At 37.0% G+C, this 26,823-nt stretch carries 23 protein-coding genes and 1 riboswitch; of the genes, 13 read left to right on the forward strand and 10 right to left on the reverse strand.

Annotated features, from left to right (window positions below):
- Positions 1-30: 30 nt before the first annotated feature.
- The 3 genes from argC to AC0L8O_RS18220 form a co-directional block, all read right to left on the reverse strand.
- The gene (gene argC, locus AC0L8O_RS18210) at positions 31-1,068 is read right to left on the reverse strand and encodes an N-acetyl-gamma-glutamyl-phosphate reductase (protein WP_473444309.1); all 1,038 of its coding nucleotides are present in this window, start codon (positions 1,066-1,068) and stop codon (positions 31-33) included.
- Positions 1,069-1,579: 511 nt separating this feature from the next.
- Positions 1,580-1,888, reverse strand: a complete 309-nt coding sequence (locus tag AC0L8O_RS18215; protein ID WP_026561301.1) for a metal-sulfur cluster assembly factor — start codon at positions 1,886-1,888, stop codon at positions 1,580-1,582.
- Between the two features lie 309 nt (positions 1,889-2,197).
- Positions 2,198-2,965, reverse strand: a complete 768-nt coding sequence (locus AC0L8O_RS18220) for an alpha/beta fold hydrolase (protein WP_473444311.1) — start codon at positions 2,963-2,965, stop codon at positions 2,198-2,200.
- Between the two features lie 330 nt (positions 2,966-3,295).
- Here AC0L8O_RS18220 and AC0L8O_RS18225 point away from each other — a divergent pair, with 330 nt between their 5' ends.
- The 3 genes from AC0L8O_RS18225 to AC0L8O_RS18235 all read left to right on the forward strand — a co-directional run bounded on the left by AC0L8O_RS18225 (position 3,296) and on the right by AC0L8O_RS18235 (position 4,572).
- Positions 3,296-4,108: a Cof-type HAD-IIB family hydrolase gene (locus AC0L8O_RS18225; protein WP_026561299.1), complete on the forward strand. Its 813-nt coding sequence runs from the start codon at positions 3,296-3,298 to the stop codon at positions 4,106-4,108.
- Between the two features lie 116 nt (positions 4,109-4,224).
- Positions 4,225-4,377, forward strand: a complete 153-nt coding sequence (locus AC0L8O_RS18230; protein ID WP_169908462.1) for a hypothetical protein — start codon at positions 4,225-4,227, stop codon at positions 4,375-4,377.
- The gene (locus AC0L8O_RS18235; RefSeq protein WP_026561298.1) at positions 4,378-4,572 is read left to right on the forward strand and encodes a DUF3813 domain-containing protein; all 195 of its coding nucleotides are present in this window, start codon (positions 4,378-4,380) and stop codon (positions 4,570-4,572) included.
- Positions 4,573-4,593: 21 nt separating this feature from the next.
- On the opposite strand, the gene AC0L8O_RS18240 is transcribed toward AC0L8O_RS18235, so the two are convergent.
- Both AC0L8O_RS18240 and AC0L8O_RS18245 read right to left on the reverse strand, forming a co-directional pair.
- Complete coding sequence (locus AC0L8O_RS18240) at positions 4,594-5,070, reverse strand: BsuPI-related putative proteinase inhibitor (RefSeq protein ID WP_473444313.1); 477 nt, start codon at positions 5,068-5,070, stop codon at positions 4,594-4,596.
- A gap of 8 nt (positions 5,071-5,078) precedes the next feature.
- The gene (locus AC0L8O_RS18245) at positions 5,079-5,921 is read right to left on the reverse strand and encodes a YitT family protein (protein ID WP_473444315.1); all 843 of its coding nucleotides are present in this window, start codon (positions 5,919-5,921) and stop codon (positions 5,079-5,081) included.
- A gap of 215 nt (positions 5,922-6,136) precedes the next feature.
- Here AC0L8O_RS18245 and AC0L8O_RS18250 point away from each other — a divergent pair, with 215 nt between their 5' ends.
- Together AC0L8O_RS18250 and AC0L8O_RS18255 are read left to right on the forward strand one after the other, a co-directional pair.
- Positions 6,137-6,994: a DegV family protein gene (locus AC0L8O_RS18250; protein ID WP_026561296.1), complete on the forward strand. Its 858-nt coding sequence runs from the start codon at positions 6,137-6,139 to the stop codon at positions 6,992-6,994.
- 61 nt (positions 6,995-7,055) lie between these two features.
- The gene (locus tag AC0L8O_RS18255) at positions 7,056-7,187 is read left to right on the forward strand and encodes a DUF3941 domain-containing protein (RefSeq protein ID WP_078435225.1); all 132 of its coding nucleotides are present in this window, start codon (positions 7,056-7,058) and stop codon (positions 7,185-7,187) included.
- A 192-nt stretch (positions 7,188-7,379) separates the two neighbouring features.
- Here AC0L8O_RS18255 and AC0L8O_RS18260 read toward each other — a convergent pair whose 3' ends face one another.
- The 3 genes from AC0L8O_RS18260 to AC0L8O_RS18270 form a co-directional block, all read right to left on the reverse strand.
- The gene (locus AC0L8O_RS18260) at positions 7,380-9,032 is read right to left on the reverse strand and encodes a methyl-accepting chemotaxis protein (protein ID WP_473444317.1); all 1,653 of its coding nucleotides are present in this window, start codon (positions 9,030-9,032) and stop codon (positions 7,380-7,382) included.
- Between the two features lie 9 nt (positions 9,033-9,041).
- Positions 9,042-10,004, reverse strand: a complete 963-nt coding sequence (locus AC0L8O_RS18265) for a BMP family lipoprotein (protein WP_473449010.1) — start codon at positions 10,002-10,004, stop codon at positions 9,042-9,044.
- A 137-nt stretch (positions 10,005-10,141) separates the two neighbouring features.
- Positions 10,142-11,005, reverse strand: coding sequence for a CvfB family protein (locus AC0L8O_RS18270; protein WP_473444319.1), 864 nt, complete (start codon positions 11,003-11,005; stop codon positions 10,142-10,144).
- Positions 11,006-11,125: 120 nt separating this feature from the next.
- Between AC0L8O_RS18270 and AC0L8O_RS18275 the strand changes: the two genes are divergently transcribed.
- The 6 genes from AC0L8O_RS18275 to AC0L8O_RS18300 all read left to right on the forward strand — a co-directional run bounded on the left by AC0L8O_RS18275 (position 11,126) and on the right by AC0L8O_RS18300 (position 20,904).
- The gene (locus AC0L8O_RS18275; protein WP_026561292.1) at positions 11,126-11,617 is read left to right on the forward strand and encodes a YajQ family cyclic di-GMP-binding protein; all 492 of its coding nucleotides are present in this window, start codon (positions 11,126-11,128) and stop codon (positions 11,615-11,617) included.
- 238 nt (positions 11,618-11,855) lie between these two features.
- Positions 11,856-11,952: riboswitch (SAM riboswitch) on the forward strand.
- 451 nt (positions 11,953-12,403) lie between these two features.
- Positions 12,404-14,257: a bifunctional homocysteine S-methyltransferase/methylenetetrahydrofolate reductase gene (locus AC0L8O_RS18280; protein WP_473444321.1), complete on the forward strand. Its 1,854-nt coding sequence runs from the start codon at positions 12,404-12,406 to the stop codon at positions 14,255-14,257.
- Positions 14,250-17,672: a methionine synthase gene (gene metH / locus AC0L8O_RS18285; RefSeq protein ID WP_473444323.1), complete on the forward strand. Its 3,423-nt coding sequence runs from the start codon at positions 14,250-14,252 to the stop codon at positions 17,670-17,672. Before AC0L8O_RS18280 ends, metH begins: the two co-directional genes overlap by 8 nt.
- Positions 17,673-18,680: 1,008 nt before the next feature.
- Entirely contained in the window at positions 18,681-19,307 is a 627-nt protein-coding gene (locus tag AC0L8O_RS18290) for an FMN-dependent NADH-azoreductase (RefSeq protein WP_473444325.1), read from the forward strand.
- A gap of 152 nt (positions 19,308-19,459) precedes the next feature.
- Positions 19,460-19,891, forward strand: coding sequence for a MarR family winged helix-turn-helix transcriptional regulator (locus AC0L8O_RS18295; protein WP_473444327.1), 432 nt, complete (start codon positions 19,460-19,462; stop codon positions 19,889-19,891).
- A 140-nt stretch (positions 19,892-20,031) separates the two neighbouring features.
- Positions 20,032-20,904 carry an SDR family oxidoreductase gene (locus AC0L8O_RS18300; RefSeq protein WP_473444329.1) on the forward strand — a complete coding sequence of 291 codons (873 nt, stop codon included), beginning with the start codon at positions 20,032-20,034 and terminating at the stop codon, positions 20,902-20,904.
- A gap of 198 nt (positions 20,905-21,102) precedes the next feature.
- Here the strand turns inward: AC0L8O_RS18300 and AC0L8O_RS18305 are convergent, their stop codons facing one another.
- Complete coding sequence (locus tag AC0L8O_RS18305; RefSeq protein ID WP_473444331.1) at positions 21,103-22,449, reverse strand: alpha-amylase family glycosyl hydrolase; 1,347 nt, start codon at positions 22,447-22,449, stop codon at positions 21,103-21,105.
- Positions 22,450-22,616: 167 nt separating this feature from the next.
- Between AC0L8O_RS18305 and AC0L8O_RS18310 the strand changes: the two genes are divergently transcribed.
- On the forward strand, positions 22,617-24,371 hold the full coding sequence (locus tag AC0L8O_RS18310; protein ID WP_473444333.1) for an alpha-glycosidase: 1,755 nt from the start codon (positions 22,617-22,619) through the stop codon (positions 24,369-24,371).
- An 8-nt stretch (positions 24,372-24,379) separates the two neighbouring features.
- Here the strand turns inward: AC0L8O_RS18310 and AC0L8O_RS18315 are convergent, their stop codons facing one another.
- On the reverse strand, positions 24,380-25,240 hold the full coding sequence (locus AC0L8O_RS18315) for a helix-turn-helix transcriptional regulator (protein ID WP_473444335.1): 861 nt from the start codon (positions 25,238-25,240) through the stop codon (positions 24,380-24,382).
- 121 nt (positions 25,241-25,361) lie between these two features.
- Between AC0L8O_RS18315 and AC0L8O_RS18320 the strand changes: the two genes are divergently transcribed.
- Entirely contained in the window at positions 25,362-26,720 is a 1,359-nt protein-coding gene (locus AC0L8O_RS18320) for an MATE family efflux transporter (RefSeq protein ID WP_473444337.1), read from the forward strand.
- The last annotated feature ends 103 nt before the right edge of the window (positions 26,721-26,823 follow it).

Here is a 26,823-nt window from a genome sequence, read left to right on the forward strand (position 1 = left end):
CTGACCTTCCATTTCATCTGCAAAATAGCCTTATGGATAAATAGGTGCAAAATACAAGCCGGTTGTTTCCTCATAACCGTTCATTAGGTTGAAATTTTGAACCGCTTGACCTGCTGCACCTTTCATTAAATTGTCTATTACTGAAACGATGGTGATTCTGCCTGTTCGTTCATCAAGCTTTAACCCGATATCACAGAAATTTGAACCGTACACTTCTTTTGTTGAAGGAAATACATCCTGCTCACGAATACGAACAAATGATGATTCCGCATAGTAGCTTTTATATAAATCTAGTAATTTTTCCGTTGTATATGAATCTTCTACACTTGCATAGATAGTTGCCATAATTCCACGTGTCATTGGAATCAAATGTGTTGAAAAAGAAATAGCACCAACTGCTTCATTTAAAGAATGAAGTGCTTGCTCAACTTCCGGAACATGCTGATGTTCATGAACCTTATAAATTTTCATATTTTCATTTACTTCTGAATAATGTGTGGTTTGTGATGCATTGCGTCCTGCACCAGATACTCCTGTTTTGGCATCAACAATGATTGATTTCACATCAATGATTTTGTTTTGGACAACAGGTGCCAAGCCTAAAATCGTTGCTGTCGGAAAACAGCCTGGATTTGCAAGAATATCAGCATTCATTATTTCCTCTTTATTAAGTTCAGAAAGCCCGTATACAGCATGTTCCAAAATATCTTCTGATACACATGGTCGCTTATACCATTGCTCATAAGCTAATCGATCTTTTAACCTCAAGTCACCGGAGAGATCGATGATCCTGACATTTGATCCTTGAAACTTTGGTGTTAAGTCTCTTGAAACTCCAGGTGGTGTTGCAAGAAACAAAAACTTTATGTCTCTTTTTATTTCTTCGACATTGATATCTCGCAATATATGATTACTTAATTGATGTAGATGTGGAAACGAGTTGCTATATGGAACATCCATTTCTGAAGATGAGTAAAGTATACATTCTTCTACATGTGGATGATTGGATAATATACGATGTAATTCGACTCCACCGTATCCTGTGGCACCGATAATTCCGACCTTCACCAAATCACCTTCTCTTAAGTTCGTTATCTAAATTATTTCTCAATTATAAATATGTATAAAAATAAAATCAAGTGTATAAATAATATTTTTGCTAATTTTTCAAAAAAATCACGTAAATGAAAGGATTTATTAGAAACTACGTGTATTCGCACGACATAATATATATGCATTTAATTGTATAAAAAATTTGAAAATTGAATAGGGATTACATATGTGTAAGTTGTTTGAATAATCAGAGTCTGGTTTATCATTGCATATTCTATGCTTTGATATTGGGGTTGTGATAATTTTTGGGATTGAACTGCTCCTATCAACCTAATAGTTTATATCCATATTTCACTAGGAACAAACATCTTTTTTTATAATAGCAATTAGAAAAACACGACTTACCGCCAAGAATGGCGGAAGTCGATGCCTTTTCTTATACTTTAATCCTTTAGTATAGTTAAACTTTTTTAAAATACAAAAAAGTAACCCTTATAACAATGTATAAGGGTTACTCTCAAACGATTTATTGAATTCCTAATGCAATCTTTGCTATCCTTGACATTCTGTCTTTTGACCATGGCGGACTCCAGACGATATTTACTTCAGTGCTTTTTACTTCCGGTATATCTTGAATGGCTACTTTGATTTGTTCAACAATAGTAGCTGCCAGCGGGCATCCCATTGAAGTTAATGTCATTGTAACAATCGTATGGCCCTCATCATCCATTTCCACATCGTATACTAAGCCAAGATTGATAATGTCAACACCAAGCTCCGGATCTACAACTGTTTCTAACGCACCATAGATATTTTCTTTTAGTAATTCATCCATATTTAAACACTCCTTTCAGATAGTTGGTATTTTGAGTATAGTAAAAGATTGAAGTCAAAGAAAGTATTCTGCATTATTTGAGAAATTTATTACTTTTTAAAAAGATGAAGGTGTAAAAGTAGTCCGTTCCATTGCGCTCCAGACACTCCATGCGCCGGGGAGGAAGCTGAGCCTCCCTCGGCTTCGCCTATGGGGTCTCAGCCTTTCCTCTACTTCCCGCAGGAGTCGAGTGTCTTCCGCTCCATTCCACTAACTCTTAAAATTAAATCAAAAATTAAAAGCAACAATCTTCCAAAGAACCTTAATTAATTATAAATACCTTTCAAACCATTCGACCAATGCCAGGACACCTTGTCTTGATACTTTGTGATCTGCTAGCGGATCTGCTATGAATTGAAGTTTTTCGGGTTCTTTATCATACATTGGGACAATATCTTTATAAAATTGATATGTTGGAGCAAATGGGACGACTTGGTCACGTTCACCATGCCAGAAAAGCAATGGGCGATTTTGAAGTTTCTCTGTTTGAAGACTTAAGTCAAATGGCTGTAGTAATGCAAGCTGTTCTTCAATTTCTTCGTTTGAAAGAGGAATTTCCGCACCGCTTTGCTTTAACGAGTAAAGCTGACTTTTAAGAAGTTCTGTATAACAAGGGCTTCCCATTAAACTAACCGCTGCTTTTATCCAATTATACTGTGTCAGTGCACCTAGTGTTGTAATCCCGCCCATTGAAGTACCCGCGAGTCCTATTCGGTCAGAATCAATTAAATGATTTATTTCAAAGTATTCCTTAATCTTCGTTACTTCATTTATTTCATTTAAAACAATTTTCCAGAACCTGAAGGCAAGCTCCTTCGTGCCATATTGTTTACTTCTTTCTCCATGATACAATGCTTCCGGCAATGCAACCCTGAACCCTTTTTCAGCTAAATGATAAGCAATATGGAGATTATTTTCTTTGGCACTTGTAAAACCATGGATAAACATCACAAATGGTGTTTTTGTCTCTTTTAACGACTCTTTAACAACGTGTAAAGTCGGTATTCCTTCTATATGTAATTTCTCAACAATAATCACATTAATTGCTCCTTCTAGTTATATTCCCACTAAATAAGTGTAACATGTAGACATAAATCTTGGAAAAAAGATACACTAATAAAGGAAAGCGGAAGCGCCCGTTCAGCGACGTATGAACTGGAGCAATCCGAATGAGATATAGAAAACACGAAGAGCGATAGCGATTCGATGTTGACTTATCGTAAGGAGGAGTGTGAAGTTCACTAGTCGCTGGGCGCTGGAGCTAGACACCACACTAAGTAAGAAATGTTTACTTCCTATCCGAAAGAAAACGCAAGCGCCTTGACGTATGAACTTGATCATAAAATATTTTATAACAAAGGAGACGTTATGGATACAAAACCTTATTTAATCGCTTTAGATTTAGATGGGACCCTTTTAAAAGATGATAAGACCATTTCAGCTTATAACAAAGAAATCATTAAGAAAGCAAAGGAAGCTGGTCATATTGTTTGTATCGCAACAGGAAGGCCATTCCGTTCAAGCTCCGTTTACTATGAAGAGTTAGACTTATCAACACCGATCGTCAACTTTAATGGTGCATATGTTCACCACCCAAAAGACAATAAGTGGGGTACCTACCATACTACCCTTGATTTAGAAGTAGTGAAAGAAATCATCACTGTATCTGAAAAGCATAACCTACATAATGTATTAGCTGAAATTATTGATGATGTATATTTCCATTATCACGATGAAAAGCTACTTGATGTTTTTAGCATGGGAAATCCAAATACGACTATTGGAGACTTGCGTCAGAACTTAAGTGAAGATGTAACAAGTATTCTTATTCATGCAGATGAAGAAGATGTTGAGAAAATAAGAACTTATTTATCAGATGTTCATGCAGAGGTTGTTGACCATAGAAGATGGGCTGCACCATGGCATGTTATTGAAATCATCCGGGCAGGAATGAATAAAGCGATTGGCTTACAAAAAATTGCTTCCCACTACAATATTCCTCAAGATTGCATTATTGCCTTTGGCGATGAAGATAATGACTTGGAAATGCTTCAATACGCAGGCCATGGCGTGGCCATGGGGAATGCAACCGATGAAGTAAAAAATGTAGCCAATAAAAAAACAAAAACGAATGAAGAAGATGGAATTGCTTACTACTTAAAGGAAGTTCTATCCCTTTAAACTAAAGAAACTCGGGGAAAATGAGATACATTTTGCCATCTATATTATTTGCAGGATCGTACAAAATAATCTTGACGCAAGAGAAAGGCGTCACTATTTTAAAGGGGGCTTTTTCAATGGGTAAACGTAACAAATCAAAACGTTTTGTACAACAAGGCAAAGATACAGTTACTAAGCACGATGAGAGGTTCCCTTACCATTCAACACTTTCTGAATCAGAACAACAAAAAATGAGTAAAACTGACGATAGTATGCTTGGAGGCTTTTAAATGACAAATCCATTATTCCAACAAGCACGTGAAGCTGTCGCATATGCCGATTCGGTTGCATCAGGGTCTGCACAGGGTGATAAACATGAAGCTGTCATGAAAGCAAAAAACGCCCTGTCATCTGCTTTTGCTAATAGCACCGATGCTGAAAGAGCTCAACTAAGAGAGTTTCAGCAAAAAATCGACTCAATTTAACCAAGATGGACTGCCCTTCGTTTAATTGTTTGGAGGGACAGTCCATTCCCTTTCTAAACTGAGATTATCGGACTTGTGCGATAAAATGGATACTTTTGCTTTATATTGTCCAGGTGGCAATGAATCATGTTTCCATGTTTCTTCCCACTCCATATTCTCTCCAGACTTAAGTAGGGCTGTCTCTAGTGCCTGTGAAAACATTTTTCCTTTTGAGTAGATAAATACTTCTTCACCCTTATCATTGGTTACTATAATTTCATATTTTTGACCACTATGAAATTCAAGTTTTTTCAACTGATCTGATCGATTTGTTAAAGAGATTAGAAATTGAGTTTCTTTTGATAATGGTATAACTTGAAAATCCACCTCAAGCTCTTTACTCATTACTTCCTGCACCTCCACCTCTTGATTCATCTCCTCGGCATCACCATTTCTTTCAGATGCACAACCTGTCAACAGGGATAAAACACCGATAGTTAGAAATATTATCCATTTCATTTAAGTACCTATTCCTTTCTAAAGAACCCAAATATCCCTGTTGTTTGAACAATATTTGTAAATGCATTCGGATCTTCTTCTTTAATTATTTTTTCGAGGTCATATAATTCATATCTTGTAATAACAATAATAAGCATATCCCTCGGTTCATTCGTAAACGCTCCTTTTGCAGGAATCATCGTTATCCCTCTGACCAAACGAGAATGTATGGCCACCTTTAACGAATCAGCTTTTTTTGTAATGATCATTGCGGTTAGTTTTGCATGTCTTGTATGAATAGCATCAATCACCCTTGTTGACACATAAAGTGCTACCAATGTATACAATGCCTTTTCCCATCCATATAATAAGCCCGCAGTTAGAATAATGATCGAGTTAAATAAAAAGAAATACGTCCCAACTGGCTTATCTTTCATCCGCGATAGAATCATAGCAATGATATCTAGTCCTCCTGTTGATGCACCATATTTCAATGTAATTCCCACACCAACAGCTACTATCACACCACCAAAAACAGCATTTAGTAAAATATCACCTGAGAATGAATGTAAAGGTACAATTCCTAAAAAAACAGTTGTTGCTGCAACGCTGAAGAAGCTGTATAAAGTAAAAGATCTCCCCACTTTTAACCATCCTAAAATAGCAACGGGTATATTCAAAAGTAATAATAACACACCCGTCGAAATAAAAAATGGTGTATATTCCTCAAGTATACTTGAGAGAAGCTGGGCAATGCCTGTAAAACCACTTGCATATACATTTGCAGGGATTAAAAACATATTTAACCCAACAGCATTTAAAAAAGCACCTATAATGACCACGATAATTTTCATTGTCTCATTTTTCAGCATGCATTCTCCTCCTTACTTATTTATATCCTTGCTCTAGTTTTTCCCAACTTTGCTCCATTTGAATACAAAGATTGTTTTTTACCTTTAGAATGTTACCATCGGTAGGGTGAAGTGGGAGTTGTACTGCCCGTTAAGGTGGGATAAACTAAACATATAAAGATTTGATTTACATATAACGATTCGACCTTATAATTCGAATATAAAGAGGTGTTAAAATGAATGTTCACATTTTAGCTGATAGTGCTTCAGATTTGCCCATTGAGTTTTTTGAAGAAAACTCTGTGACATTTCTTCCTTTAAGTGTCGAAATTGATGGGAAACAACTGGAGGACCAAAAGGAAATTAAACCAAAAGAAATTTATGATTCCATGCGATCTGGAACAGTAGTAAAAACCTCTCAAATATCACCTTCATTATTTAAAGATGTATTTACTGACCTGGCTAAAAGGGGTGTTCCCAGTTTGTATGTATGTTTTTCATCAGAGCTTTCAGGTACATACCAAACCGCAATGATGATTCGAAATGAAGTGCTGGAGGATTTCCCGGAATTTGAGTTATCCATTATTGACTCTAAGTGTGCTTCATTAGGTTGCGGTTTAGCAGTTAAATACGCCGTTAATCTGGCTGGTAGCGGAAAATCTCTTACTGAAATAGAAACTGCTGTAAAAGCTTATTGCAAAAAGGTTGAGCATATTTTTACGGTCGATAATTTAGAATACTTAGCCCGTGGTGGCAGAATCAGCAAAGCATCTGCTTTTGTTGGCGGTTTGTTAAATATTAAGCCACTTCTTCATGTTGAAGATGGAAAGCTAATTCCACTCGAAAAAGTCAGAGGACGGAAAAAAGTGTTCAGAAGGATCATTGACATTATGAAAGATCGAGGGGTTAACCTCGAAAATCAAACAATCGCCATAAGCCATGGTGATGATGAAGAAGCTGCCAATGAAATGAAGGCATTAATTCAAGAAGCCTTTTCACCTAAAGAGATTTATGTGAATCTTGTTGGCGCAGTAATTGGAGCTCATTCAGGTCCTGGAACACTGGCGATTTTCTTCTTAAATGATGAGGAATAACACATAGGAGCATTTTGGATTGGGAATGATAAGCTTACATTCGTTTGAAAGGAGCTTCATCATGCCACATACTAGTGATAATGATAAAAAAGCACAAGACAACAATGCGAAACGCCACGAGAAAAATATGATGCGGGAAAAAAACCGCCAAAAAGGCGAAAGACAATATTCTAAAAAAACAGATCATATCTAAAGCGGAAGCGCCTTGTTCAGCCTCAGGCAAATAAGGCGCAAATGAATAGAAGATGTTCTTTATCTTCAATTCATTTGTGGCTAGGCGCTGGAGCTGGATGTCAAAATGCACTTAGCCATAGTTCCTGCAATTTTCAACCTTCCTAAGCAGGTAAAGCAATAAGGGTGATTCTTTTTAGAACCACCCTCTACTTTATTTTAATTTAAAATAATTCATTGTTGACTGCAGGTCATCAGTAAGCTTTCTCAACTCCTCAACCTTATCCACTATTTTTTCAAAGGCAGATAGCTGTTCTGTCGTAGAGGCGGAAATTTCTTCGTTTCCTGCTGCCGTTTCCTCCACTACCGCACTAATGCTTTCCACACTATTTAAAACCTGTTCGCCAAACTGTTTGGAGGTATTCATTCCTTCTACTAAAGAAGTGAGCCTCACCATCATTTCATCTACACGATCACCGATCTTAATAAATGCCTCTGTCGTTGTATTCATAGATTGCTGCTGATCATCTGCAATGAACACAGCTTCTTGAACAGCTTGTCTAACATCTGAAATTCCTTCTTTAATTTTAAAGACCATGTTGAAGATATGCTTTGTCGAATTGGCTGCCTCTTCTGCTAATTTTCGAACCTCATCTGCCACAACCGCAAAGCCTTTTCCGGCCTCTCCAGCTCGTGCAGCCTCAATCGCAGCGTTTAATGCTAACAGATTCGTTTGATCTGCTATACCTGAAACGGTTTTGGCCATATCTTCAATTTCAGTGGTATATTCCGCAAATGTTTTGGTTGCTGTGTCTATCTGTTGACTTGTTTGCTGATTTTTCATCATTAATGTTCGTTGGACTTCAATTGCACCTTGTCCATCTGTAATTACTGATACAACCTCTGTTCCAAATGAAGCAGATTCTTCTGATGTCCGGACGTTTTCCTTAAAGTTGTTGTCCAATTTCTCAATTAATGTGACAGCATCTTGTAAGTCACTGGAAATACTTTGTGTCCCAATAGACATTTCATTTGTTGAAATCGCCACTTGGTTTGTTATAGCTGTTAGCCCTTTATTCTCTGTTTCTAAGTCCCTTGCAAAACTTTCGACATTCTTACTTGCTGTTTCAATTGAAAATAATAATTCTTTCAGCTGTTCAACCATTTGTGTAAAGGACTTATTTAGTGAACCTAATTCGTCCTTTCCCTCGTAGGTAATTGTGTCAACAATAAGATTTCCCGAAGCAATTGCTTTTGCATGTTTAGATAATTGCTTCAGAGGACGGGTAATTGAATTCGTTATTTTCATCGTGATGAAGATGGATAATCCAATTAATACAATACTCCCAACAATCGCTGAGATAATAACATAAGAAATTTGATTCGCTAATTTTGTTTGCAAGGCGGAATATTGCTCATTTGCGTATTCATTTAAAAGATGAATATCGTTTAATACTCCATTCATCCGGATAGACTGTCGCTTTGCTTCCGGACCGCCTTTTTCTTCCAATGCAGTATTTGCTTCAGCTTTCCACTCCTCATATTTTGAGGTTGCCTTTTTTAACGTATCAACACTTTTTCCATAGGTGACTTCTTTTTCTAATTCTGCTAATAGTTCATTACTATTTGTAATGCTTACTAAGACCTCTTCCTTTTGTGCATCTGTTCCTGAAACAGAAAAGTTATCTAGTCCCTGCTTTGTAGAATTCATCTCAGCTTGAAGTTTTTGTATATTTAATAAAGTGTTTACTTCACCCTGGTTGGATGATTGAATTGAAAGCATATTAAAAATAATATAGGCAATCATGATAATAGCAATGATCAGTACACTCATTGAATTAAATAATATCTTTTTCTTAATGGTCATAGTGTCCTCCTAGCTGTCAGTTGATAGTTTTGTTTTCCATTCTTCGATGATGTCCTGCTGTTCTTTTGAAAATGGAAATACCCTTAGAGGAGCAAGCCCTATTCCATCGTCCTCTATCCCTAATTCAATATGTCCTGATTGTACTTTCCTGTTCTTTATTAACTGTTCTGCAAGTTGATACATCGCCACATCCACATTTTTTAACATGGATGTCACAACTGCCTTTTCAGCATAAAAATATTGGTCACTGTCTACACCAATTGCTAATACTTTGTTTGCCTGAGCTTCTTTCAACATACCAACACCCGTAAACCCTGCTGCAGCATATAAGACATCTACATCGTTATGAATCATTTCACGCGCTAACTTTGCTCCTAATTGGTCATTACCAAAGTCACCTGCATATGTGACATCAACTTGTATTGATGGATTAATAGATGTTGCCCCTTCTATAAAGCCTTCCTCAAATTTATTAATAAGAGGAACATCATCTCCGCCAATAAATCCAATTTTATTCGTTTGAGTCGTTAAAGCGGCAACAACCCCAACCAAATAACTCCCTTGATCTTCCTTAAATGTAATGGATGTTACATTTTTTAATTCTGAAATTGCATCTATTAAGACAAATTGCTGATCGGGATATTTTTGAGCAACCTTTTCAAGCTCTTCTTGAACCATATATCCAAGACCGACAATAATATCATGATCCTCTTCAACTAGTTCGGTTAACCCTTTTTCATATGTTCCCGAATCCTTTAATTCCCGATAATCAAATCTTATACCAAGTTCATCTCTTGCTTTTATCAATCCATTGAAAGCTGAATCACTGAAGGATTGGTCGCCCAAGCCTACATCTGACAGCATAATCCCAACCTTAACCTTTTCATCTACTTTACTAGCAGCCTCCTCTTGTGAACAACCTGCTATCATGAAAATGAATATGAATCCCAACATGGATGCTATTTTCTTGATGATCATTTTAACAACCTCTCTTTACTAACTATTCTTACACCTTTAGTTGTATCGGTCATAATGATAGATTTTTAAGGCTTTTTACAAATAAAAAATGGTTTTCACTCTATAGTTACAAGTGAAAACCATTACATTTTTTATTCGTTGTTTTTTTCTTCTTTAAAGTACGTCCACCCATCCTTTTGGTACACACGATCGCTTTTCATTAGATGACCTAATGCCCTTTTAAACGCTCCCTTACTAAGGTTAAATCTTTCTTTTATGTCATCAGGGTCACTTTTGTCAGTGAATGGCATCGCACCATTTCTTTCTAGCATGTAGGCATAAATTCTCTCCGCATCACCACTTTGTGCTTCATGCTTTCGAGGGAGAAGAGAAACATTAATTGTTCCATCCTCTTTTACATCAATGACTCTTCCAGTCACCGTCTCGCCAAGCCTTGGTTCAACCACGCGCTGTGATGAATGAATAAACCCTTTATATCCTTCTTCTGTTAATATAAATGAACCTGCCACAATCATTCGGTAAACTGTTCCTATTACCTCTTTATTAAATATCGTGCGGTCTGCTTCCTTCATAAGCGGCTCAACGATTTCCTCTGTAGCTAATCGAACAAAAAATCGGCCGTTGCCTGATACTTTTAATGTACAATAAAGCCTGTCCCCAACGTTTGGCCAAACTTCTCTCAAATAAGGAAGATGATCTTTCGCGACAAGAGCGTCTTTACTAAGTCCGATATTCACGAAAGCTCCCATATCTTCTACGACATCTACGACCTCGACCCAACCATACGAATCTTCTGTAATGTATGGTTTTTTCATTGTGGCATATAGTCGATCTTGTGTGTCAACGCCAAAGAAGACCTCAACCTTGTCACCTTCTTCTACTTCTCCTATCACTTCATTATTATGTAAAAGCACCCGTTCTTTTCCATCTGTTAGAAAATAACCGTAATCTACCTTTTCATCTATTGTTAATGTTGCAAATGTACCTGGGATCATAAATATATCCTCTCTTTCTTCTTTCTGTAAGAAAATTCTTTTAACATCACTTCAAAAGTTGTGATCATTGTTATATTTTACTATAATCAACCTATATTATATACGTAATGGAGGATAATTATGGCGAAAGATAGTTCATTTGATATTGTATCAAAGATTGAGTTTCCCGAAGTAACGAATGCGATTAATATTGCAATGAAGGAAATTGCGACAAGATATGACTTCAAAGGTAGTAAAAGCACCGTCTCATTAGAAAAGGAAGAGCTTGTTTTAGTTTCTGACGATGAGTATAAGCTCGAGCAATTAAAAGATGTTCTTATTTCCAAATTAATTAAACGAAATGTACCAATCAAAAATATTTCGTATAAAAAAGTTGAGAATGCTTCAGGCGGGACTGTCCGTCAAAGAGCTGAACTTGTTTCAGGCATTGACAAAGATAACGCTAAAAAAATTAACAGCATTATTAAAGACAAAGGCTTAAAAGTAAAATCGCAAATCCAAGATGATCAAATCCGTGTAACAGGTAAAAGTCGTGACGATCTCCAACAGGTGATTGCCGCAATCAGAGAAGCTGACTTACCAATCGATGTACAATTTATTAATTACCGATAACATAGTTATTAGAGCTAACTCAAATGAGTTCAGCTCTTTTTTCTACCTCAAATATGAAAAGCATAATTTCCTCCTCTCTTCATATTTTTATAAAGGCTCCAACAAAACAACAACCATAATTCATCACATACTAAGTAAAAATTGACAAACTGTTAATTTACTATTGATATTTTTCTAAATATTAGATAAATTAGTTGTAATACTTTTTCACACGTTAAAGGTTATATGAAAATTTCATATCTTATCAAGAGAAGCAGAGGGACTGGCCCTATGAAGCTTCAGCAACCGGTCAATAACGAGTGAAGTCTGGTTAATATGATTGACTAAGTTAAGCACGCAAGCCTAGGTTGTTTTCTTTTAGCACAGAAAACTAAATTAGAAAAACTTGGCTTATCGCGAACTGGCGAAAGCCTTAGTTTTTCTTATACTATCAACCTTAAAATATAAGTTGAGATAGTATAAAAATGAATCGAACAAAGCGATCTTGTTTGTTCGAAGCATTTTTATTTATTTTTTAAAGCTTGCTGTGCAAGCTTGCTGTGCTAAAAGAAAATATGCACCACTATTTAAGAAGTGTTTTATTCTTACCCGTCAATCAATTCCCAACACCCCACCAAGACTTCTGCGAGTGCCAAGGTGCTAATTCCAGCTAAGCATGTAAGATGCTTGAAAGATAAGGAGAAGCTAATAATGATTAAAGCCTTCTTCCTAAAGAAGGCTTTTTTAATTTCCTTTATCTAAAAACAATTTTTACCTATTAATCATATAGATCGGAGGCTTCATTCAATGAGTTTTTTAGAAGATTTAAAACATAACATTTTAATTGGTGACGGTGCGATGGGTACAATGCTTTATGCACATGGTGTTGATCGTTGCTTTGAAGAATTGAATCTATCAAGACCTGAGGATGTCCTTGCTGTTCATCAAGCGTATATAGAAGCTGGCGCAAACTTAATTCAAACAAACACATATGGTGCTAATGATATCAAACTTTCACGATATGGATTAGAAGATGAAATCAGACAAATTAACAAAAAAGCAGTTGAAATTGCCAAAAAAGCCGCTGATCAATCCACATATGTATTTGGCACAATTGGCGGGGTCAGATCTTTTAAAAAGAGTGCACATAGTATTGAAGAAGTGAAACGAAATTTTAGAGAGCAGCTCTTTCTCCTTCTAAACGAAGATGTAGATGGTCTTCTACTTGAAACTTATTATGATATGGAAGAAATGAAAACAGTTCTTCAAATTGCCCGCAAGGAAACGAACAAGCCCATTATTGCAAATGTTTCCCTTCATGAAGCTGGTGTCCTGCAGGATGGAACATCAGTGAAAAATGGTCTCACACTTCTGGAAGACCTTGGTGCAAATGTTGTTGGCTTAAACTGTCGCCTAGGTCCTTACCATATGATTCAATCTTTAGAAGAGGTACCAATACCAAATGAAGCCTATTTATCTGTTTTTCCAAACAGCAGCTTACCTGCACTAATTGAGGGGAATCTTGTCTATGAATCTGATGAAACGTATTTCAAGGAAAGTGCTCTAAAATTTAGAGATCAAGGTGTGAGATTAATAGGAGGATGCTGTGGGACTACACCTAGGCATATTAAAGCAATGGCTGAAGCTGTATCAAACTTATCCCCTGTTACAACAAAACAGGTTAAAGTCCCTGCAACATCTCAACTGCATGTTCAAGAACATCACGTCACATCTCCAACTCCGCTTGAGGATATTGTTCAGGAGAGACGTTCTGTTATTGTTGAATTAGATCCCCCTAAAAAACTGGGTATGGAGAAATTCCTTGAAGGTGCAGAAGCGCTTCACCATGCAGGAATCGATGCTTTAACACTTGCAGATAACTCATTGGCTTCACCAAGAATTAGTAACTTAGCTGCCGGAATCTTAGCAAAAGAAAAGACCGGGGCAAGAACATTAATTCATATTACATGCCGCGATCGGAATTTAATTGGACTGCAATCACATCTCATGGGCTTACACTCTCTTGGGATGTCAGATATATTAGCCATTACGGGTGATCCATCTAAAATTGGTGATTTCCCTGGGGCTACATCCGTATATGATGTGTCATCATTTGACCTTATCAGTTTAATTAAACAATTTAATAAAGGTGTATCCTATTCCGGTAAACCGCTTGGACAACAAACAAACTTCTCTGTAGCGGCAGCGTTCAACCCTAATGTACGTCACTTAGATAAAGCTGTAGTCCGACTAGAAAAGAAAATTGCTCATGGCGCTGATTACTTTATTTCTCAGCCCCTTTATTCAAACCAGCAAATTATCGATGTATATGAAGCAACACGAAACTTGCAAGCTCCGATTTATATCGGGATTATGCCATTAACCTCAAGTCGAAATGCGGAATTTATTCATAATGAAATTCCTGGTATAAAGCTATCTGACTCTATTCGTGAAAAAATGGCTTCAGCCGGATCAGATAAAGAACAGGCACGCCAAGAAGGCCTTGCCATTGCAAAAGATTTAATTGATACAGCCTTCGAACTGTTCAATGGTATTTATTTAATTACACCGTTTTTACAATACGACCTTACAGTGGAGTTAACAAATTACATCCATGAAAAGGAAAAACAGCGAGCTGAAAGGAAGATTACACATGTGTAGCATCAACAAAGAGCTAGAAAAACGAATCCTTGTCCTAGATGGTGCGATGGGGACAATGATTCAAGCAGCAGACCTGTCCCCTGAGGATTTTGGCGGAGAAGATTATGATGGATGTAATGAATATCTTACATTGACTTCTCCAAAGACGATTGAAACCATTCACGAAGCCTATTTGGAAGCTGGATCAGATATTATCTCTACCAATACCTTTGGGGCTACAGGTCTTGTTTTGGATGAGTATGATCTAGGACGCCTGGCTTTAGAGTTAAACATTGAATCTGCTAAAATAGCGAAACGTGCCGCTGAAAAATACTCAACACCTGAAAAGCCCAGATATGTCGCAGGTGCAATGGGACCAACAACAAAAACACTTTCAGTTACAGGTGGAACAACATTTGATACTTTAGTCGAAAATTATGAAGAACAAGCAAGAGGCTTAATTATTGGAGGAGCAGACTTGCTCCTTCTCGAAACAAGCCAGGATATGTTAAACGTAAAAGCTGGATTTTTAGGAATTAAAAAAGCCTTTGAACATACAGGCAAGGAACTTCCCTTAATGATTTCCGGAACGATAGAGCCTATGGGTACAACTCTTGCAGGTCAAGATATCGAAGCATTTTATGTATCATTAGAACATATGAAGCCACTTTCAGTTGGATTAAACTGTGCAACTGGACCTGAATTTATGACAGACCATATTCGTACACTTTCCGGTTTAGCTAATACAGCTGTTAGCTGTTACCCGAATGCAGGCTTACCTGATGAAGAGGGGAATTATCATGAATCACCAGAATCACTCGCGAAAAAGCTTGTTGCTTTTGCAGAACAAGGCTGGCTGAATCTAATTGGCGGATGCTGTGGGACTACACCAGAACATATCCGTGCTATTACTGAAGCAGTTTCAACCATTACTCCACGAAAAATCGAAGAAGTATCGACTGGTCACACTGTATCTGGAATCGATGCCCTTCTTTATGAAGAAGGAATGCGGCCTTTATTTGTTGGTGAACGTACCAATGTTATTGGCTCCCGCAAATTTAAACGTCTGATTGCAGAAGGCAAAATAGAGGAAGCATCTGAGATAGCAAGAGCACAAGTAAAAAGCGGTGCACATGTTATCGATATTTGCCTGGCTGACCCTGATAGGGATGAGCTCGAGGATATGGAAGTATTCATTCAAGAGGTTGTGAAAAAAGTCAAAGCTCCTCTTGTTATTGACTCCACAGATGAGAAAGTAATTGAACGGGCACTAAAATACTCTCAAGGTAAGGCGATCATCAACTCCATTAACCTTGAGGATGGTGAAGAGCGCTTTGACGCAATCGTTCCTCTTGTCAAAAAATACGGTGGCGCTTTAGTCGTTGGAACAATAGATGAAGTGGGAATGGCCCTAACAGCAGAAAAGAAACTTGAAGTGGCGATTCGTTCTCATGATCTTCTCGTCAAAAAGCATGGACTAAAGCCGAGTGATTTGATATTTGATCCACTTGTATTCCCGGTAGGAACTGGTGATGAGCAATATATTGGTTCAGCAAATGAAACGGTTCGGGGTATCCAGCTTATTAAAGAAAAGCTGCCTGAATGCTTAACGATATTAGGCGTTAGTAATGTTTCTTTCGGTCTTCCTCCTGTTGGACGCGAAGTTCTGAATGCTGTTTACTTGTACCACTGTACACAGGCCGGACTCGATTATGCGATTGTAAACACAGAAAAATTAGAAAGATTTGCTTCGATTCCTAAAGAAGAAATACAAATGGCCGAAGATCTTTTATTTAAAACAACAGACGCATCATTAGCTAAATTTACTGCATTCTACCGCGGTAAGAAAAAAGAAGACAAAAAACCTGTTCAAAACCTGACCTTGGAAGAAAGGTTAGCAAGCTATATCGTAGAAGGAACGAAAGAAGGTCTTATTCCAGACTTAGAGTTAGCATTAAAAAAATATCCTGAGCCTCTTGATATCATTAATGGACCATTAATGGAAGGTATGGCTGAAGTCGGAGTTTTATTCAATGATAACCAATTAATTGTTGCAGAGGTTCTCCAAAGTGCCGAGGTTATGAAAGCATCTGTTTCCTACCTTGAGCAATTCATGGAAAAACGCGATGATAGCGGAAAAGGGAAAATCCTACTTGCTACAGTAAAAGGTGATGTTCATGATATAGGTAAAAATCTGGTTGATATTATTTTAAGTAATAATGGCTATAGAGTGATCGATCTTGGCATCAAAGTAACACCACAAACATTAATTCAAGCTGTAAAGGATGAAAAACCGGATCTTATAGGTTTATCCGGCTTACTTGTTAAATCAGCACAACAAATGGTGATCACTGCCCAAGACTTACACAAAGCAAACTGTGAGTTACCAATTTTGGTTGGTGGTGCAGCATTATCAAGAAAATTCACGAGAATGAAAATTGCACCTGAATACAACGGTCCTGTTGTCTATGCAAAGGATGCAATGGATGGCTTATCATTAGCTAATCAATTACGCACAACACCTGAAATATTCGCTGCAAAAGAAGCTGCCGTAACAGAAGAGGCAAAACCAAAGAACTCTCAAGCACAAAGTGTTACAGACCTGCTAATCAAGCGTGGAACTGTAACTGATGCGCCAATTTTTACGCCTGTTGATACAAAGCGTCATATACTCAAGGATATCTCCCTTTCCCACATCATTCCTTATGTAAATATGCAAATGCTTATCGGTCATCATCTGGGATTAAAAGGGAAAATCAAGGAATTAGTTCAAAAGAAAGACCCTAAAGCAGTCGAGCTTGTTGAATTGATACAAGAGCTTTTAAAAGATGGAGCAAAACAGGAATGGTTCAAACCAGCTGCGGTCTATCAATTTTTCCCATCGTATAGTGATGGAAATAAGCTTCATATCCTTGATCCGAAAAATACAGAAAGAATCGTACAAACTTTTGATTTTCCAAGACAGGAAAAACTGCCGCATCGCTGCATTTCCGACTATGTTCGTCCGAAACAAAAAGACGGCTTTGACTACGTTGCTATGTTCGCCGTTACAGCAGGAAGTCAAATTCGTGAGCTTGCCCAAGGATTTAAAGAACAAGGTGACTATTTAAAGAGTCACGCTGTTCAGGCACTTGCTTTAGAGCTTGCAGAAGGGTTAGCCGAACGTACACATCAACTCATTCGTGACCGCTGGGGCTTCCCTGATGCACCAGATTTCACAATGGACCAGCGCTTCTCAGCCAAATACCAAGGACAGCGCTATTCCTTTGGATATCCGGCTTGTCCTGATCTTGAAGATCAAGAAAAACTATTTAACCTTATTCGTCCTGAGGACATCGGCATACAGCTAACAGAAGGTTTCATGATGGAACCAGAAGCATCTGTTACAGCCATAGTTGTTGCACATCCGGATGCAAAATATTTTAATGTTATGTAAGGTATGTGCCCTAAAACAGTGTTTTAGGGCTTTTCTTTATACTTCTTCATAAACTTGCAAAATTGGGTACGTTGAGAACCTCAAATACGGGCAAATTGAGATCCTGCTTCAGTATGGGGAACCATTGAAATTGATCTTTACTCAGGAATGGTCATCAAATGGCGGTTGCAAAAAAAATCGGGAAGGTTGCAAGAATAAACTATATACCTGCAAAAATATGCTCTGACTTGCAAAAATACAGACAAAGTTGCAAAAAAAACATATGAACTTGCAAAATTGGGTACGTTGAGAACCTTAAAAACGGGCAAATTGAGATCCTGCTTCAGTGTGGGGAGCCATTGAAATTGATCTTTACTCAGGAATGACCGTGAAATTGCAGTTGCAAAAAAATCGGGAAAGTTGCAAGAATAAACTATATACCTGCAAAAATATGCTCTGACTTTGCAAAAATACAGGCAAAGTTGCAAAAAAACATAGGAACTTGCAAAATTGGGTACGTTGAGAACCTTAAAAGCGGGCAAATTGAGATCTTGCTTCATTATTGTCAGCCATTTAATCGACTCTATTCAGGAATGATCGTCAAATGGCGGTTACAAAACAATCAGGAAAGTTGCAAGAATAAACTATATACCTGCAAACATACGCTCTAACTTTTGCAAAAAATGGAGACAAAGTTGCAAAGGAACATTTTTCCTTCAATTCTGCTTAACATGCTATCCACTTCCTAATAAATCTATCAAGTTGCAAGATTTGACGTCCATCTCCCCAAAATCTCATCCTTTTGACTGACCTTTTCTTCTACCAAATACGTTATAATTTTCCGCATAGACAATATTGTTGACACATGCATCAATATTCATTAAAATCAAACTTATGCAGATTAGTATGTATAGCAACATCTTTTAGTCAAACTAAACGAATTTGAGATACTTGAATTTCCAGTAGTTGCTATGCCAACAAATAAATAATTGCAACTGAGTTGCAATCAAAGTTAATGGAGGAATTTATATGTCAAATGTATTATTTATTAAAGCAAATTCTCGCCCTGCAGATCAGGCTGTAAGTGTTAAATTATATGACGCTTTTGTACATTCTTACAAAGAAACTCACAAAGAAGATACAATCACAGAGCTTGATTTATTCCAAGAAAACCTTCCTTACTATGGAGTGGACGCAATTAACGGTATGTTTAAACATGCAAGAGGAATGGAATTAACAGCTGAAGAAGAAAAAGCTGCAAATTTAGTTCAAAAATACTTGGATCAATTTGTTGCAGCTGATAAAGTTGTATTCGCATTTCCACTTTGGAATTTCACAGTTCCAGCTGTTTTACACACATACATGGATTATTTATCACAAGCTGGTACAACATTCAAATATACACCAGAAGGTCCTGTAGGCTTACTTTCAGAGAAAAAAGTAGCTCTTTTAAATGCTCGTGGCGGCGTATATTCAGAAGGTCCTGCTGCGGCTGTAGAAATGTCTGTTAACTATGTTAAAAATGTATTGGCATTCTGGGGAATCACGAATACAGCTGATGTAATCGTTGAAGGACATAATCAATTCCCGGATCGTGCAAACGAGATCATCGAAGACGGTATCCGTCAAGCTGCTGAATTAGCAAGCAAATTCTAATTTTAGTCTCTAAAAAGCGAGTGAAAACACTCGCTTTTTTATATACTCACTCCTCTATTTCTAAGTACTTTCCTCCCATAAAATTGACAATATAGTAACTTCTTACTAAACTAACATTAATGATATCTAGAATGATTAGGAGTCTACCGAACATGACACTCTCGCTAAATGACTTAATTAGCATTTTTATCCACCAAACTGATTTAGAGCTCACAGGATATATAAAAAATAAATTAGTACCTTTTAATATTGCTCCTGAACAGAATTTGATTATGATGTTGCTTTGGGAAAAAGATGGACTTAGTCAAAATGAGGTTGCATGTAAACTAGATAAAGATAAAACAAACATTGCAAGAATGGCTTTTGGACTTGAGCAAAAAGGGTTTGTAAAAAGAATAAATTGTCCAAAGGACCGTCGTGTTCAGCGATTATATTTGACAAAAGAAGGGCTGGAATTAAAAGAACATATCATCCCTATTGCCAACCAATTTAATTCACTACTTTGTCAGGATATAACAAATGACGAACTGAAACAGATACGAGAAATTTTATGTAAAATGAGAGCAAATTTAAGAAATTCATGATAGAAGCCTGAAATTGGGCTTCTTTTTTTGTTTACTCTAATGAACAAGTGGGAATAGAAATACCATCATGACATCATGAACATACTTTTAGATTTTCTTCACATAATAGGTAAACGATAAGATTATAGGAGGTAAAAACTTTGAGTAATAATCAAAATCAACAAAAACAAACATTACCACCACAACACCAGGATGTTCAGCCCGGGCATGAGGATTTGATGAATCCAAAACCTACATTTGATGATCAATCATATACCGGAAGTGGAAAATTAAAAGATAAAGTGGCCATTATTACAGGTGGAGACAGTGGAATTGGACGAGCAGTCGCAGTATTTTTTGCAAAAGAAGGAGCTAATGTTGTCATTTCCTATTTAGATGAGCAAGAGGATGCTGAAGAAACAAAAAAACATATAGAAGCAGAAGGTCAAAAATGCCTGCTTGTTTCTGGAGATATCGGTGAGGAAACTGTATGTCAACAAGTTGTGGCAAAAACAGTTGAAACTTTTGGACAAGTTGATATCTTAGTAAATAATGCAGCTGAGCAACACCCTCAAAAAGGAATTGAAGATATTACAACTGAACAGCTTGAACGAACTTTCAAGACAAATATTTTCTCGTTTTTCCATTTAACAAAAGCTGTCCTTCCTCATTTCAAAAAAGGAAGTGCTATTATTAACACCTCTTCTGTAACGGCTTATGCCGGAAATGAGCAGTTAATTGACTATTCTTCAACCAAAGGTGCGATTACTGCGTTTACCCGTTCGTTGGCCCTTAATCTAGCCGGTAAAGGAATCCGCGTGAATGCAGTGGCTCCCGGTCCAATTTGGACACCACTTATCCCATCTACGTTCCCGGCAGATCAAGTTGCAACATTTGGTGCAAATACACCTATGAAGCGACCTGGACAACCTGAAGAACTTGCACCTGCTTACGTATTTTTGGCTAGTGATGATTCTTCCTATATGTCAGGGCAAACACTTCATGTGAATGGTGGAAAAATTGTTAATGGTTAGAAAAGCGCAATCGTCTTGATCAGGCCCGACAATCATAAGTTGATTTGGAATAGAAGGTGTTCTTTGCCTTCCAAATCAACTTATGAGCTCGAGGGACTAGGTGCTGGAGCTGGACACCAACACTACGTACAGAATTTTATGCTTGCCTATCATTATAAAACAACAGGGACTGTTCTAAATGAACAGTCCCTTTCTATATCAAGATTTCTGCTTTCCTTTTCTATAAGCCATGACCAAAAACAAAATAAACAATGTCGGAACGATGATAAAGACACTGATAAATGGTATATTTAACCCTGTCTTTTCTTTTATTTCATATACCTCGGCTATTTCACGATCAAGGATGAACTCGTATTGGTTATCTTCTTCTTCAAAAGTGTCACCCGTTAACAAGCCTTCTAATTTTTTATCTTCAGCAATTGCTGCGGCAGATATTTTCACATTTTTAGTTTCAGTTGAATTGTTAATTGCTACAATTATTGTCTCGTCTTGATAGGTCCGTTTAAAAATAAGGATACCAGGTCTTTCATATAAAACCTTATAGTCACCATACCTTAAGGCAGGAAAGTTCTTTCTTACATTAGCTAACTTTCCTAAATACTCAATCAATTCTTCATCTGATTGAAAGTTCATTAAAGGGCGGTTTGTCGGCGGCTCTCCTCCATCAACAGCAATTTCTGATCCATAATAAACAAACGGAGTTCCCGGGATCGTATACATATAGGAGAAAGCCATTTTCAACCGAACACCCGGATGCTGATTATTTTCGATGGCATGTCTTGTAAAGCGGACTTTTCGGTCATTATCAACATATGTACTTAGTAAAGGTGATGACTTAGCTACAATTTCTGTAATTGGTTGAAAAGATTGATCAACATTAGAAAATACCCTAGCTGATTCTTCATAAAAAGATTGATTCAGAATAGAATCAAACCCATTTTCTAGATATGAAGAAAAAACATTCGCATCTTTTGACTCAATTGATCCTACTAAGTAAAAATCCTTTTTGAGTTCTTCTAAGTCCTTGTGAAACTGATTCCAAACACTCACATCGATACTGTCTGCTTGTTCGATATAGTATCCATCAACGTCGGTTTCTTTTATCCACCATGATGCTGATTGTGTAAGATTTTGCTCGATTTCACCGTAATCCAACAATAATTTCATATCCAGCTTGTGAGCTTCTTCTACAAGTTTCTTTACATCTTCAACCGTCCCTGCATGCTCGTCCATTGTTTTCACTTCAACTGCATTGTTTTCTTCATTAAAAATCGGGGAAAGAATGATTGAGGTAAAACCCATTTCATGAATATACTCAATTTTCTTAGTAATTCCTTCAATGTCTCCTCCATGATAAGCAGTTGGATCCTCAAAATTGAGATCATTACCATCATTTTTAGAGTTTCCGTTATTAAATCGGTCAACGACAACATAGTAAGCAATTTCATCTTGCCATACCCTCTCTTCTTTTTCAGCAGCATTCACGGGAATTGCGCCTAAAAGAAGAAACAGAATAAGCAAAAATTTGCCAGCACTTTTAAACATCTTGGTCCGTTCCTCCTATATTCTATATCTCTACGTTCTTAAGAGTATCGCTTTGTGTCATATACCGTCAAATCTTATTTAAAATTCTTATATGTTTTATATGAATATCCTGTTTATAATTGGAAAAAGCTTATTAATACAAATTCATTTAAGATAAAGGAGTCATCATGCTGAGAGAAGCTATTTATCATCGTCCGGGAGATCAATTTGCTTACCCAACTTGTGATGGGTCTTTTCAAATTCAACTTCGAACAAAGCATCAAGATGTTAACTCCGTCAATCTTCTTTATGGAGATCCATTTGAATTTGATCAAGGGCATTGGAAGTCTACATTATTACAAATGTTGCATAGTGGTACAGATGGATTATTTGATTACTGGTCCGTTACTGTTTTCCCACCACAAAAGCGTCTTAGGTATGCCTTTCATTTAAAAAGCGACGAGTCGGAGCTCTTTTTCACTGAAAAGGGATTTACCGATCATGTTCATGAAGATTTTTCAGCCTATTTTTGCTTACCTTATTATCATCGTGCAGACGCCTTTAAAGCACCTGAATGGGTAAAAAATACGGTCTGGTATCAAATCTTTCCAGATCGATTTGCAAATGGAGATTCATCAAATGATCCTGCAGGAACATTAGCATGGAACAGCATAGAACCTGCCTCAGACTCTATTTTTGGAGGGGATTTACAAGGTGTCCTCCAACATCTGGATTATTTAGTAGACTTGGGAATCAACGGAATTTACTTTACCCCGCTCTTTCGGGCCCATTCAAATCATAAATATGATACGGTGAATTATTTCGAAATAGATCCGCAATTTGGAAGCATACAAGATATGAAAGATGTTGTTAAGGAGTGCCATGCTAGAGGAATTCGTGTCATGCTTGATGCGGTTTTTAATCATTGCGGGCAGGACTTCCCTCCGTTTCAAGATGTGTTGCAACATGGAGAAGCTTCACAATATAAGGATTGGTTTCATATAAGCTTTTCATCAACTGGTGACATACAGTATGAAACCTTCTCCTTCGAAAAATCAATGCCGAAGTTGAACACTCAACATCCTGAGGTTCGCAAACTTTTATTTGATGTTGGGCAATTTTGGATAAGAGAATGTCACATCGATGGATGGAGGTTGGATGTTGCGAATGAGATTGACCATCAATTTTGGAAAGATTTTCATCAGGTGATAAAGCGTGATCACCCTGATGTGTATCTAGTTGGAGAAGTATGGCACGATGCGATGCCATGGCTTGACGGGGCTCAGTTTGATGCTGTGATGAATTATCCTTTCGCACAGCTTCTTCACCAATTTTTCGCATATAATGTGATAAATGCTGAGCAATTTACTACGTCATTACAACACTATTTACACCAATATCCAAAACCTGTTTATCATACATTATTTAATATGGTAGGAAGCCATGATACACCAAGAATTGTAAATCTTGCAAAGATGAATAAGCAAAAAGTTAAGCTGTTATCCGTTTTTCAGTTTAGCTTCTATGGTTCTCCTTCGATTTACTATGGAGATGAAATCGGCTTAACTGGAGATCAGGATCCCGGATGCAGAAAGTGTATGGAATGGGATACTTTAAGACAGGATCAGGACATGCTAACATTCATGAAAAGATTGATTCACCTTCGTAAGCAATATCCTGTTCTCGGAAATGACGGGGAATTCCAGCTCTTATCTTATGATATCAACCAAAATTCCATTTGTTATCAAAGAGAAAATTCCACACAACTTGTCATTGTTGTCATTAATAATCACCCTGAAAAACAAACGATTTTGCTTCCGTTACACCTTAAAGACCGTACGATTTTTGACCTCTGGCTCTCAAAAGAATTTGCTGCACATTCCGATCAGCTTTCTGTCACACTTGATGGCTATGACTTTGCCCTTTTGCTTATTAAGAAATAACTGTCTTGTTATCTCCTTAAAATGACCTTTCGATATTCAATTGGTGTGAGACCTTCCATTTTCTTAAATAGTTTTGAAAAGTAAGTGGAATCCAAAATCCCCACTTCTTTTGAGATATTAGCGATCTTTTGATCTGTAGTGGCTAACAATCTTTTTGCTTGGTTCATCCGATATCTATTTAAATAATGATTTGGCGTCTCACCAACAATTTTTTGCATACAACGAGTAATATAATCCGGGTGAAAATGGATAGCATTTGCAAGATCCTCCATTTTCACCTCATCTCTGTAATGTGCTTGAATATAAGCTACCACTTCTTCCACTACCTTTTCGGCAGCAGAAGGGATTTTGCATGCTTCCTTTTGGAGGTGTAAAAGAAACTCCTGAAAAAACAATTGCTGCTTTAATTGATAATCAGGTGTTTGATGATCAACATGTAATATTTGGTGAAAAATGGTTTCTACAAAGCTTGTATTCTCTATTTCTCCATAACATGGAATAGACAGCCTGTAAGAAGGAGGGTGTTCATAGTCTCCTTCTGATTCATGAATATCAGCCCAATTTGTAATCCCCTCTTCCACAATTTCATAGTTTGTAGGAATCATAAAATGAAACCAATAATATTCAGATTTCACCTGACAGCCTTTATGACCGAAATGTTCAAACCCTGGAAGTAAAATAATATATTGGCCCTTGCCAATTGAGTAAGGAATACGATCTTCTGTTAGATATAATTCCCCTGATTTTACATAAATCAAGTCAAGCACCATAAATGTACGTTGAAAATGTTTTTTACCCTTTTCAAAAACAGCATATCCTCCTTTAATCAAGGTCGGAAAAGCCGGTACCTGAAACTGTATATGTGACAAGTTGCATCATCCTCTAAGTCGTATTTCTCCAAATTATATCGTAATCTTCTCTTTCTATTATACTGCAATCTATGTAAACTTATTAAGTATTATCGACATATAGTAAAGGAGGTAGATGAAAATGTCTACTTTAAGACAAGATCGTAAAATGACATTATTTGCATTAACCTGGCCCATCTTTATTGAAATCATGCTTCATATGTTAATGGGAAATGCAGATACATTGATGCTTAGTCAGTATTCAGATAATTCTGTGGCTGCTGTAGGTGTTTCCAATCAAATTTTATTTCTATTGATTGTGATGTTTGGGTTTATTGCGACAGGAACAACCATTCTTGTTGCTCAATATATAGGCGGAAATCAATATAAAGATGCAAAAGAAATCTCTTCTGTTTCTCTTTCGGCCAATCTTTTATTCAGTATTGTTATCAGTGTTGTCATTATCATCGCCAGTGATGATATCCTTCAACTTATGAATTTACCTCAGGAACTTATGTCAGATGCAAAGTTTTATTTACAGGTTGTAGGAGGATTTTCTTTTATCCAGGCTTTAATTATGACTGCTGGTGCCATTCTTAAAAGCTATGGTTATACGAAGGATACTATGTACCTGACAATCGGTATGAATTTGATTAACGTGATTGGAAACTATTTATTTATTTTTGGACCTTTCGGTATTCCGGTGTTAGGTGTTCAAGGTGTTGCAATCTCAACTGTCGTATCCCGGTTTATTGGGTTACTCGTTATTCTATACATTTTAAAGCAACGTGTTCACTTTACTCTTAATCTAAAAGAATTGTTCAAGTTACCTGCACATCATATTAAAAAGCTTCTTCATATTGGAATTCCAACTGCTGGTGAACAATTATCATACAATTCTTCACAAATGTTGATTACTTTCTTCATCACAATGATTGGAACTGAGGCACTAACCACAAAAGTATATGCACAAAACCTTATGATGCTTATTTTATTATTTAGCCTAGCAGTTAGTCAGGGAACACAAATTTTAGTTGGCTATATGGTCGGAGCAAAGGATTATGATTCGGCATATAAAAGATGCTTAAAAAGCTTACATGTTGGTATTGTTATTTCTACAATAATAGCGATTGTCTTTACCCTTTTCTCCGATTACTTGCTCGGTATTTTCACATCTAATGAAAGAATACTGGAGGTTGGTGGCACATTAATTTTACTCACCATCCTGCTTGAGCCCGGGAGAGCCTTCAATATGATTGTCGTCGGTTCTTTAAGAGCAGCGGGAGATTTCCGTTTCCCAACCTATATTGGAATTATGTCTATGTGGGGAATAGGTGTTCCAATCGCCTATGTGCTGGGCATTCATTTTGACCTTGGTCTTATCGGAGTATGGATTGCCTTTATAACGGACGAATGGGTAAGAGGAATCATTATGTATTACCGTTGGAAATCAAAGGCATGGCAGGGAAAACAATTTGCTCAAGAAGCCATTGTGTCGTAAGCAATTTCAATACTTCTACCCAGTAATAAAGGCCAGACCTCGATCTCACACTTTATGTGTGATCCAAGGGTCTGACCTTTTTTTCATCTACTTTTCTCGTAAT

This window comes from Metabacillus sp. KJ11-3 (assembly GCF_055808295.1).